This is a genomic window from Butyrivibrio sp. DSM 10294 (assembly GCF_028539135.1).
Lineage (GTDB): Bacteria > Bacillota > Clostridia > Lachnospirales > Lachnospiraceae > Butyrivibrio.
On record NZ_JANSWL010000077.1, the window covers coordinates 58,806 to 70,602 of the forward strand.

General features: G+C 46.0%; 5 protein-coding genes and 1 pseudogene. 5 read left to right on the forward strand and 1 reads right to left on the reverse strand.

Annotated features, from left to right (window positions below; genetic code table 11):
* The first annotated feature begins 56 nt into the window (after positions 1-56).
* The 5 genes and pseudogenes from NXH67_RS09445 (at position 57) to NXH67_RS09460 (ending at position 9,924) form a co-directional block, all read left to right on the forward strand.
* Positions 57-3,377 (forward strand): tetratricopeptide repeat protein, encoded by a 3,321-nt coding sequence (locus NXH67_RS09445; RefSeq protein WP_272797227.1) that lies wholly within the window; start codon positions 57-59, stop codon positions 3,375-3,377.
* Positions 3,378-3,465: 88 nt separating this feature from the next.
* Positions 3,466-3,528, forward strand: a pseudogene (locus tag NXH67_RS18450) (zinc-ribbon domain-containing protein); the annotation flags it as partial.
* A 72-nt stretch (positions 3,529-3,600) separates the two neighbouring features.
* A complete protein-coding gene (locus tag NXH67_RS09450; protein WP_272797228.1) occupies positions 3,601-5,022 on the forward strand; it encodes an NERD domain-containing protein in 1,422 nt (473 codons plus the stop codon).
* Positions 5,023-5,124: 102 nt separating this feature from the next.
* On the forward strand, positions 5,125-6,975 hold the full coding sequence (locus tag NXH67_RS09455; protein WP_022779199.1) for a substrate-binding and GGDEF domain-containing protein: 1,851 nt from the start codon (positions 5,125-5,127) through the stop codon (positions 6,973-6,975).
* A gap of 201 nt (positions 6,976-7,176) precedes the next feature.
* Positions 7,177-9,924, forward strand: coding sequence for a hypothetical protein (locus tag NXH67_RS09460; protein WP_272797229.1), 2,748 nt, complete (start codon positions 7,177-7,179; stop codon positions 9,922-9,924).
* Between the two features lie 148 nt (positions 9,925-10,072).
* On the opposite strand, the gene NXH67_RS09465 is transcribed toward NXH67_RS09460, so the two are convergent.
* Positions 10,073-11,794 carry a vWA domain-containing protein gene (locus NXH67_RS09465; RefSeq protein ID WP_272797230.1) on the reverse strand — a complete coding sequence of 574 codons (1,722 nt, stop codon included), beginning with the start codon at positions 11,792-11,794 and terminating at the stop codon, positions 10,073-10,075.
* Between the last annotated feature and the right edge of the window lie 3 nt (positions 11,795-11,797).

Below are 11,797 nucleotides of genomic sequence, written 5' to 3' on the forward strand. Positions count from 1 at the left end.
CCCCATTGACTCACAATCGTCCTCGTTGAATACTAAATAGCCGCAAGGAGGCATACATGAGCAAAGTTAAGATATACGAGGAGTTAGTCACAATCCCTACCTACGAAGTTGGTCCCGCCGACAGGAATCCTATGTTCTTAGAAAAGAGGGTATATCAGGGGAGCAGCGGCAAGATCTACCCCTATCCCACAACAAATGAGATCAGCAGAACCAAGAAAGATAAGCAGTGGAAGGCTGTTTTTCTCGAAAATGAATACATTAAGGTGATGATCCTCCCCGAGCTTGGCGGAAGGATTCAGAGAGCCTACGACAAGACCAATGACTATGACTTTGTTTATTACAACAGGGTTATTAAGCCTGCCCTGGTGGGACTTACAGGCCCATGGATCTCCGGCGGAATAGAGTTTAACTGGCCGCAGCACCATAGACCCACAACCTTCAGTCCTGTGGATTACAAGCTCACTGAGAATGCAGATGGCAGTAAGACCTTGCTGATCGGAGATGTGGATCAGATGTACGGCACCAAGTGTGTTACAGGTTTCACTCTTTATCCCGGCAAGGCCTATATCGAGGTAACTGGACAGCTCTACAACAGAACGCCGCTGCCTCAGACCTTCCTGTGGTGGGCAAATCCTGCGGTTTCCGTAAATGACTATACCCAGTCCATCTTTCCGCCTGACGTTCACAGTGTCTACGACCATGGCAAAAGAGATGTCTCCAGATTTCCAATAGCCACAGGAACCTATTACAAGCATGATTACAGCGAGGGCGTGGACATATCGAGATATAAGAATATTCCCGTTCCCACCTCCTACATGGCTGAGAAGTCAGAGTATGATTTTGTCGGAGGCTATGATTACAGCAAAAAGGCCGGTCTTTTGCATGTTGCTGATCACCACATTTCGCCCGGCAAAAAGCAGTGGACCTGGGGCTGCGGCGACTTTGGCAAAGCCTGGGACAGGAATCTTACCGATGAGGACGGCCCCTACATTGAGCTGATGACAGGAATGTTCTGCGACAATCAGCCTGATTTTGCATGGCTTAAGCCCTATGAAGAGAAGGTGTTCAAGCAGTACTTCATGCCCTACAAGGCAGTGGGACAGGTCAAGAACGCCGGCATTCACGGTGCTCTCAATATGGAACTACGTGACGGCGGAACTTCCCTCTATATCTGCGCATATGCAACTCAGCTCTATGAAGAAGCAGAGATTAACGCAACCTACAAGGGAGAAGTTATATTCAGGGAGAAAACTAAGCTTTCGCCCAATGACATATATGAAAAAGAGCTTCCGGTTAACATTGAGGATGAGTACCGTCTCAAAGTCAGCATAATGGCAGAGGGAAAGGAACTGATATCCTATCAGCCCAAAGATCAGGGAATTCCCAAGCTCGCAGAGCCTGCAAAGGCAGCAAAGGAACCGTCAGAGATACTCACCAATGAAGAGCTGTACCTTACAGGGCAGCACATCGAGCAGTACCGCCACGCTACCTGGTCTGCAGACGATTATTATCTGGAGGGACTTAAGCGTGACTCCGGTGATACCAGGATAAACAATGCCTACGGACTTCTTTTGCTGAGAAGAGGGCGTTTTGCCCTTTCCGAGAAGTATTTCCGGGCGGCTATCGATAGACTGACACTTATGCATCCCAGCCCATTCCACAGCGAAGCATACTATAACCTGGGGCTTAGCCTTTTTTACCGGGGAAAATATGATGAGGCCTTCGATACCTTCTATAAGGCAATCTGGGTAAAGGAGCTCCAGGAGGAAGGATTCTACTATCTGTCTGCAATAGCCTGCAGAAGAGGAGAGTACGAGGAGGCGCTTGATTTCATTGAAAAAGCACTTGTGAGAAACACCCACAGCATTAAGGCAAGGGCGCTGAAAGCCATGCTGCTTGTGAGGCTCGGAAGGATGGAAGAAGCTAACAATTGGATAAAAGAGAATCTCAAGATCGACGCCTTTGATTATGTATCAATCTATGCAGGTGTGCTTGCGGGGATGTGTGATGAAGCTTATCTTCATAAGCTCTCAAGGGATTTCCATGAAACATATCTGCAGATGGCCAGGGATCTGGCGGAAGCCGGGCTCTACGACGATGCGCTGAAGGTGCTGGATTACAGTGGCTCCGATCATCCGATGATTCATTACTATAGGGCATATTATCTCAGTAAGCTTGGTTGTGATAATGAGGCACAGGCGGAGCGTGATCTTGCAGAGAAGGCAGATCCTTATTGCTGTTTCCCAAATAAATTTGAGGACATCGCAGTGCTGGACATTGATGCACCGAGGGCCATGTATTATCTTGGATGCCTCTACTATGACAAGCTCCAATATGATCTCGCAATCGAACTCTGGGAGAAGGCTGCAGCCAAGGATGACACGTTCCCAACTCTTCTTCGCAATCTCTCCATCGCCTATTACAACAAGCGCGGTGACAAAGATAAGGCAAAGAAGTGCCTGGAGCGGGCATTTGAGCTGGATACCTCAGATGCAAGAGTGTTTATGGAGTTAGACCAGCTATATCAAAAGCTCGGGATATCCTTTGAGGATAGGCTTGCAAATTTCCATAAACATATAGAACTTATTCAGAAAAGAGATGATCTCTACACCGAATATGTAACTCTTTTGAATGACATGGGCAGGTACGAAGAAGCTCATGACCTTATATCCTCCCACAGCTTCGGAACCTGGGAAGGAGCAGAGGGCAAGATTACAACCCAGTTCAAGGTAAGCCTCCTGCAGCAGGCCAAGAAGCTTCTTGATAATGTTCAGAAGGAAGCTGAGCCGAAGGAAGAGCCGGATGCTGAGATGTGCATACAGATAAAAAGGCTTCTCCAGGAAGCTCTCTCATATCCTGAAAATCTGGGGGAAGGGCGCCTTGAAGGCACCAAAGACAACAATCTATATTATTACCTTGGAACTACCTTCGAACTAATGGGGCAACCTGAGAAGGCCAGGGAAGCCTACCTGAAGGCAACCCTGGGAGCTCAGGAAGTAGCCGGCGTCATGTACTACTACGACCAGCCCGCCGACATGATCCTCTATCAGGCCCTTGCCCTTGAAAAACTCGGCAGAAGGAGCGAAGCCAATGCCCGCTATTATCGCCTTCTCGACTACGGCGAGCAGCACCTTCGCGACACCTTCAAGATGGACTACTTCGCAGTCTCAATGCCCGACATGTCCGTCTTCGATGCCGACATGACCTTGAAGAACCGCGCCCATTGCTACTACCTCATGGGTCTTGCCAACCTTGGCCTTCATAACCCCGCCACCGCCGCAGAACTCTTCCGCCAAGTCCTCGCCATAGACAACACCCACCAGAACGCCATCCTCTACCTCAATCTCGCCGTCATATCTAAAGACACAGAATCTTAACTTGCGTACATAGGGCGAATATTGTAATATAACAGAAGATTTTTTGAGAGAGAATTTGAGGGGAAAGTAATGTGGAGGAGTGAGAGAAATGTATTGTATTCACTGTGGTGCCCAAATAAGCGACACATCTAATTTCTGCTTGAAATGCGGCAAACCCACCTCACCAAGTACATCAGGCCGAGAGATCTATTTTTCCAAACAAAAGGCAGTTAATCATATTCAAATGCTTACCAGGCAGTCTGCCGAGAAAATTGCGGAGGAACCCGGTTACTTTTGCTTTAATTGCGGATGTTATATAGACAGCGATCTTGCACAGCAGGAGGGCAGAGGAGTTTGTTCAGCCTGTGGAACAACCGTTATTCGTGAATATCTTCGTCCCCAGAACCTGCTTGGGAACCTTGCCAAGAAGTTCTCTTCTGTGGGAAATCATAACACCCCACTTACCCCTGAGAAGCTTATTTACAATTACTATGGATCCCTTTATTATCAGCAGACCGGCTATCCCTTTGAGGAAGTTGCGGTTGATAAGGAAAAGACCGGAAAATATCTCGTAGAAGTGGGATATCAGAAGGCCAGAGCAAGCTTTAAGAGCTACAGAACCTATATCTTTTTTAACGTGCTGATACCTGAGGAAAACGGATCTTTTCAGGAAATAGATGCAATTGTCGTATTCGGATCCATGATATACGTGATAGAAGCCAAGAACAGAAGCGGCATGTACAGTATGAACGGCCTTGCCGAGGAATACTGGGATTTTGAATCCTATGACGGAGAAAAGGCTAAGGTCTATAATCCGCTGTTGCAGAACAATGAACATGTAGCTGCCCTTCAGCACTATCTTCGTGACAAACTGGATTTTGAACCCTTCTTTTTCAATTTTGTGAGCCTTGCAGGTAACGGAACAGTCAACTGGAATATTCCGATCGATCCTCTTGATGAGCTTAAGCTTGGCTGCTGGAGAGTTACCAACAACGTTTCAATTGAGAAGACCTTCACTGATGATTTTGGAGTCTTTTTGCAGAAAATGATGGCTCCCGGTTATGATGATGGTTTTCCGGATTATGATGACAAATATGCTCAGATGATCCTCAAGGCCATGGAACCCGTTCTCAATGAACCCATGGAGGAGAGAGACAGGAAGATTGCAGAGAGGGAAAGTAATAAGGATGATAAGGGACAGCGACCGTATTCCTATTTCTTTGGTATGATCAACGGTTCGGTTCCTATCCTGTACAGAACCAATCATGTGCACAGCCAGGTAATATATGCCTATACCGGCAGATGGAGCTCTGCCTACAACGTGGTTAATCTTGGAGAGAACGGAGAGCCTTATCTTACGGATGAATCGGCCACTGTTGAATGGTCTGCCATCAATACCGAAGAGGACCTGCGAAACGCATTTCTTTTCGTCAAGAACGGCAATCCACAGGCAGATGGTCAGGCAAGCGGCTATGGAGACAGCGCGCCTAATGCATCAATATCTGAATTTGAGTCCATGTTCTTCCATGGCTGCAATGATCTTGCTACCTTGAACGCAAGATATAAGAATCTGTGCAAGACCTTCCATCCCGACGGAGCCAGCGGAGATGAGGAGACCTTCAAGAAGATGCAGAAGGCATATGAGAGCATAAAGGCAAGACTATAAAGCATAATAAAAAGGCAATTACTGAGAAGAAAAAGAGGCCTTTGTGTGTTACAATATTTTGGAATGATTTTGTTGATGTCGTAACATTTGGGGAGATTTACGATGATTGATGGGAAAAAGATTGTAGCACTATGTGCATACAGGATATATGATCCGCAATTTTTTGACTGCGTGACAGAGCTCAATGAGCTTCTGAAGGCTCAGGATTGCAGGTTGTTTATTTACACCATGAACTCCGAGATCGGTAACAGCGGAGATTATGAGGCTGAAGCTTCTGTTTATGATCTGATACCTTTTGATAAGACTGACGCTGTCATTATTATGGCAGAGAAGATCAAGAAGAGAGAGGTTGTTCAGCATATTATCGATTCCGCAACGGGGTACAATGTACCTTGCATTGTTGTGGACGGCGATTATGACAATGTTGCCAAGGTGAAATTTGACTACGGTAAGGGCTTTGAAGCAGTAGTCAGACACATTATCGAACAGCACAAGCCCAAGTGCCCCCACTTCATGGCCGGCAAGATGGACAGTGAATTCTCCAACGAGAGAATAGAAGTGTTCAAAAAAGTAATCGCTGAGAACGGTTATACTTTTGATGACAGTATGTTAAGCTATGGCGACTTCTGGTCCATTCCGGCCAGGAAAGTTGCCCATGAGCTTCTTAAAAGAGAAGTACTTCCCGACGCTATTATCTGCGCCAATGATATCATGGCTATCAATGTCTGCGACATATTTACGGCAGCCGGAATCAAGGTCCCGGGAGATGTTGTGGTCTCAGGCTTTGACGGAATAGATGAGGCCTTTCTTGCCAAGCCCGGAATGACTACCGCTATATGTGAGAGTAAGGTCCTGGCAGATACCATCAGTGAGGTGACACAGGCAGTTCTTGGCGGTACCAGAGACATCGAGAGGTGGATCACACCTACCTTTGTTCCCAATGAATCCTGCGGATGTCCCCGCAGTCTTTTCGAAGTCAATTCCGTTGTACATGGACTTAATAACAGGTTTTACCATCATCAGGATGATATCCACATCATGCATGTATTGGCCTCCACCATCATGGCAAGTGAGAGCATAGGTGATTGCACCGGTCATATCAGGGAGAACCTTTCCGACAATATGTGCGTCGTTGTTGAGGATGCCTGCTTTGATCTTGAGAGGAACTATTTCCTTGACCATGTTACTAATACTACCAAGAGTATTATTTATAACAGTTATTGCAAATGTAATCAGATTACTCCCTTTGATCCCGAGTGTGTTATTCCAAGTCTCATGGAGGCTATGGATGCGGGATATCCGCTCATATTCAATGCTCTTGAATACATGGGCAGAGCTATAGGTTTTGTCTGCTATTCTTTTGACAGATATGACCTTATAGATTATTCCAAGACTCCCAGCGTGACCAACTGCCTTAGTATGGGCCTTGGCGGATTTATAATGATCCGTTATCAGAGATACCTCAAGGACAAGATCCAGCAGATGTATCAGAACGATGCCCTGACAGGACTCTACAACAGAGTTGCGTTCCTGGCCAAATATGAGGAGTTCAGGAGTAAGCCCCAGAATAAGGGTAAACAGCTCAACATTATCATGGCTGACCTTAACGGTCTTAAGATCATTAACGATACCATGGGACATGCAGCCGGTGACAGAGCCATTGCTACTGTGGCCAATGCCCTGAGAGCTGAGTGCCCGTCAGAGACTCTTCTTGTTCGATTCGGAGGAGATGAGATGATCGCCCTTGTTCCCGGTGAGAACAACGTGGATTCTATCATCTACAGAGTCAAGGAGCATCTGGCAACGGACAGCAAGCGCCTTGGGTATCCCATAACCGCCAGCTATGGAACCTATTCCACCGTGCTTTCGGATGAGCTTAATCTTGAGGATGTCATAGCCATCGCCGATGAGCAGATGTACATCATGAAGAAGGGCTCCAGGATAATAAGATAAATTAAATATTTGCATGAATACTATGCGGAACGTTTCTAATGTTTTTTTAGAAACGTTCCGTTTTTTTATTTCATTTTATTTCCGTAAAAGGGTTAATTTTTCTGCAAAAAATGACGATATACCAAACGGCGTAGAATCGTTTTTTTATGGAAAAAGTAAAATTTTATTTCTGACATTCAAATTGAAAAGAGGGGTTTCCATATGAAGAGATGGCTGAAGATAATGAGTCTTATAATGAGCGTGCTGTTGCTTTCCGCAAATATGCACGCTATTTCCGCAAGGGCGGCTAATCTTGACGGGGCCAATGCAGCCAAGATCGCCAGCGCGATCACCAGCACGGCAGAGCAGCAGGCCAGGAAACAGGGAAAGGATTATTTCAAGACTCTTGCCAATGGAAGGATTATCTATGTCAAAGGCTTCAAAGTAACTAATTTAACTCCTCCTTCCCATGGTCAGCTTCTTGATACATCTGCAACCGTAACAGCAGACAGTGGTCTTTCCTGGGAAGTTCCGGTTATCTGGGTTGATCAGAACGGAAATATGCTAAAGATTGCTCTGGATATAGACGGAGTAGTGGCCTGCTATCCGATTCTGGCATTTTACCTGCCTGAAGGTTATGCAATGGCAACAGGTAAAAATGTGACTTATGACATCAGTATGCCTGATTTCGTGACAGATCTTATGGCTAAGTCCGGTGTCGCAACCCTCTCTAATCCCTCAAACGGAGTAACCTATATCACACCTCTTCTTCCCGGAAAAAACAAAGTGGAAGCCAATAGAACAACTCAGTATTCTCTTTATGATGAAGAGGAGACAGAGAGTGCGTCTTCAGGCGTTGAAGAAAAGCCTTATGTGCCCCAGGCAGATACTTCCGATAGTGGGAATGGCAACGGCGGTAGCGGCGGTGGTGGAAGATCCGGAAATAGAAGCGGGTATAAGAAGTATGATCCAAAGCTAAGTGAAGATGAAGAGAAGGCGATAATCGATCTACATGTTCAAAGTGACGATAGTTCCAAGGATGCTATTGAGGAGCTTAAAAATCTTGATAAAAATGACCTCGCTTGGTTTATATCTTTTGTAAAAAATGTTGTTGAACCGGAGGCAGTGCAGCTGCTTGAGCAGAAGTTCCCTGCCTATGGTGATGCGGCTGAAAAGAAGAAAGATGAGGCAGAGCTTGGAGAGAAACTGGGATTATATGTATATTACAAGGCTGCTGAAGGGTCTCAGAATTCCGGAAATTCCGAAGTGGGCGATGAGACTGATGAAACTGACAATACAGGCGGTGAAGTTGGAAATGGCACTATTGCTGAACTTAAATGGGATTATAGCGAACAGGGTGAACTGACATATTCCCTTGGAATAAATGTTTCCTATTTCTACACAGTGGATAAAGAGTCGGGTAAGACTGTGTTCAACGATGAAGCATATGATCTTCTCGATAATACCTTGCTACATGAAATCATGCATGCCCATATGCTTGACTATACCAGAACCGGAATGACCGGAAAGAAGTATGATGAAGCAAGCGGTAAATATGTGAATTCTGCAGAAAACAAGTTCCCGACATGGTTCATCGAAGGTATGGGAATGTCTGTGGATAATCCGTATCAGTACTTAAATGCGTATTTCACAGGTGAGAGTGACAAATCCGATGGCTATGGTTTTGATTCAGAGACCAAAACCTATGATGCGGAGCTTCTTAAGGAGAAATACAGTGCTGATAGTACCATGAGGCTTGAGTATGCAGATAGCAATAGTACATCTGATGTAACAAAGAGCGCTTATGCAAGCGGATATCTTGCCAATGTATATCTGGCCTACTTGGCAGCTATAGCATACGATAAAAAGGATGCCATTTCGGAGAAAAAAGGTGAGATTACTATTGATTCCAAGGTCATCCGTAGCGGAATGAATCATATTTTGGAAGAACTCCATAACGGAAAAACTCTGGATAATATAATTGGTGAAATATCACCTTCTGATGGCGCAGGCGGCAATTGCTACAGTAATACCGATGAGTTTGCAAGTAAGTTCATAGCATCAAGCGGAGAGGATAGTGACGGAGGCAAATCAGCGGATTTTTGCGCCACCCTGTTAAGCTATTTTGCTTCAAACAGCGATAATACAACGAATGGCAAAAACGTTAACGGATCCGTACTTTTGGATTTTGATGATTTGGATACATATCAGCTTAAAGGCATAAGTAAAGTTAAGACAGAGGTCTATGTACTTGATAATGCTCAGGAGAGTAAGTCAAATGTGAATTCTGAAGAAGCACAAAAATCCGGTGGAAAAAAAGACACAGGAACGATTGTTGATACATCAGACGAAAACTCTTCAGAAAATACCGATACGGATTCTTCAGAACAGTCAGAGGAGAAAAAAGCCTTGGATAAAGTAAGTGTTCCTACTGACAGTACTCCGGAGAATCAGGATAATGCCTCTGAAGGAAACGCCATAGATAATACTTCCGATAGCTCAGATAACAGGGATTCATCTTCTGCAGATGATAACAAGAAATCATCAAAGCCTTCAGAGAAAGCTTCGGATGACTCAGAAGATGCAGAAAGCGACAGCTCATCAGCTGAAGAAGCTATCGAGGATGATTCCGAAGAAACTGCCGAGTTCCCTGTTGAGCAAGAACAACCTGAGAATGAATCTATAGAAGAGCCCGAGCCGGAACCTGCTCCAGAAGCAGCCCCTGCCCCTGAGGAAACAGCAGAACAGCCAGCCGCTGAACCTCAGCCAGCACCTGAGGCAGCACCTGCACCGGAATCTGCCCCGGCAGAAGACTACACACCGCCAAGCATGATAATTTCCGAACCCGAGCCCGAACCTGCACCCCAGGAACCCGCTTCCCAGGATAACAACCAGGAAGTTCTGGATGCAGTTAAACCTGAGCCATCCTCCAATGATGACAGTTCTTCATCGGAGAATTCCGGAGAGTAAATCTTTTTATATAAGGATGACAGCAGGGACGGTTTTTATACCAGTGGGGACGGTTATGAGTCAAAGGGGACGGTTCTTGCTGACTCGCTTCGTGAGTCAGCAAGAACCGTCCCCTTTTGACTCAGAACCGTCCCTCTGTCATCCTGCTTCAGGCATCCTTGGCCATTCTTCTTACGAGATATCTGAATTCATCCTTATATTCATCGGTTTCATCGATGGTCTTAAGGGTGTCAAGGATATCGTCCAGGGTTGCATCTCCAACGTGTTCGCTGTTTTCAAGGATCATGGCAAATTCAACTGCACAGCCTGCGAACTTGAAGCTGTCGCTGGGGGTATCTGTGTAGAGCTTGCTGCCGATGATGTATTCTTCGAGCTTGGACTTGTTTCCGTCGGGCTCTTTGTATCTTAATGCCAGTGTTCCATAGTCGGTAGAAACATTTGCATCGGTGTCATTATTCTGATATTTGAGGTTGATGGCTGATTTGGAACCAGTGGGAACGATCTCATACAGTGCAACAACTGTGTGGCCGGATCCAAGTTCGCCGCCGTCCTTGGTGTCATCTGCAAAATCCATTGCATCCATTGTTCTGTTCTGGTAACCGATAAGTCTGTAAGCGTTGACCTTGGCGGGATTAAACTCCATCTGGAACTTAACATCCTTGGCAACGGTTACAAGAGTTGAACTCATTTCATCCACAAGAACCTTGTGGCCCTCAAGCTTGGAATCGATGTAGGAGTAGTTGCCGTTACCGCAGTCAGCAAGTCTTTCAAGGCTGGCATCCTTAAGATTTCCTGTGCCAAAGCCAAGAACTGACAAGAAGATTCCATCATTCTTTTTCTCTTCGATAAATCTCTCAAGCTCGTCGGGATCTGAGATGCCTACATTCAGGTCGCCGTCTGTTGCCATGATGATTCTGTTGTTTCCGCCTTCGATGAAGTTCTCTTTTGCTACTTCATAGGCCATCTCCATTCCGCGCTGGCCTGCTGTTGCGCCGCCTGCTGAAAGAGAGCGGATGACTTTCTCTATTTTCTTTTTATCCTTAATTCCAACGCCGTCAAGAAGAAGTTCCTCTCTGCTTGCATAGGTTACAATTGAGATGGTGCTGTTCCCGGGAAGATTGTCAACGAGGTCCAGCATTGAAGTCTTAAGGAGCTCTAACTTGTCAGATGAGCTCATGGAACCGGATACGTCAATCAGGAAAACAAGGTTACTGTCAGGCATCTCTTCGGAAAAACTTTCCTCAGCCTTAACACCTACGAATAACAGCTCATGCTCTGAGTTCCAGGGGCAGGTTGAGATCTCAGCTGTTACACCGAATTTGTTGCCGGCTTTGGGGCTAACCAGATTGTAATCGAAATAATTAAGGAACTCCTCTTCGCGGACTGCGTCGCCGTTTATGTCATACAGGTCATATCCGTCCTCGATCATTCTGCGGACATTTGCGTAGGATGCTGTATCAACATCTGCTGCGAAGGTTGAAAGAGGCTGTGTCTGAGTCAGGAAGAAACCTGCCTCCTCAGGCTTTTCATAGGATTCTCCGGGATTTATATTGTTGTAACGCTCATCGTAGTCTCCGTAGCTCTCTGTAACTGCTTTGTTTGCTGATTCATAGCCGGCAGCAGGGGCCATAGGAGCGGCTTCGTATGATTCGCACTCCTCGGTTGCAGCTTCATGTGAAGGCGAAGGAGATGCCTGTTCGCTTTTGGCTATGGGAGCTTCTGCTGCGGGAGCCTCTGTTGCCTGAGTGTCTGATGTGGGCATGGGGCTTGCTTCCTGCGCTGCACGATTTGCTCCGCCGCAGCCTGTAAGTGATGCTGCCATGATGGTGATTGTTGTCAGAAGTGATAATCCTTTAATATACCTTTTCATAAT

What these genes read in the sequence shown, in the direction of transcription:
- NXH67_RS09450 (WP_272797228.1), top strand. Translation starts at nt 3,601, where the DNA reads ATGCTTACCAGGCAGTCTGCCGAGAAAATTGCGGAGGAACCCGGTTAC.
- NXH67_RS09460 (WP_272797229.1), top strand. Translation starts at nt 7,177, where the DNA reads ATGAAGAGATGGCTGAAGATAATGAGTCTTATAATGAGCGTGCTGTTG.
- NXH67_RS09465 (WP_272797230.1), bottom strand. Translation starts at nt 11,794, where the DNA reads ATGAAAAGGTATATTAAAGGATTATCACTTCTGACAACAATCACCATC.
- NXH67_RS09455 (WP_022779199.1), top strand. Translation starts at nt 5,125, where the DNA reads ATGATTGATGGGAAAAAGATTGTAGCACTATGTGCATACAGGATATAT.
- NXH67_RS09445 (WP_272797227.1), top strand. Translation starts at nt 57, where the DNA reads ATGAGCAAAGTTAAGATATACGAGGAGTTAGTCACAATCCCTACCTAC.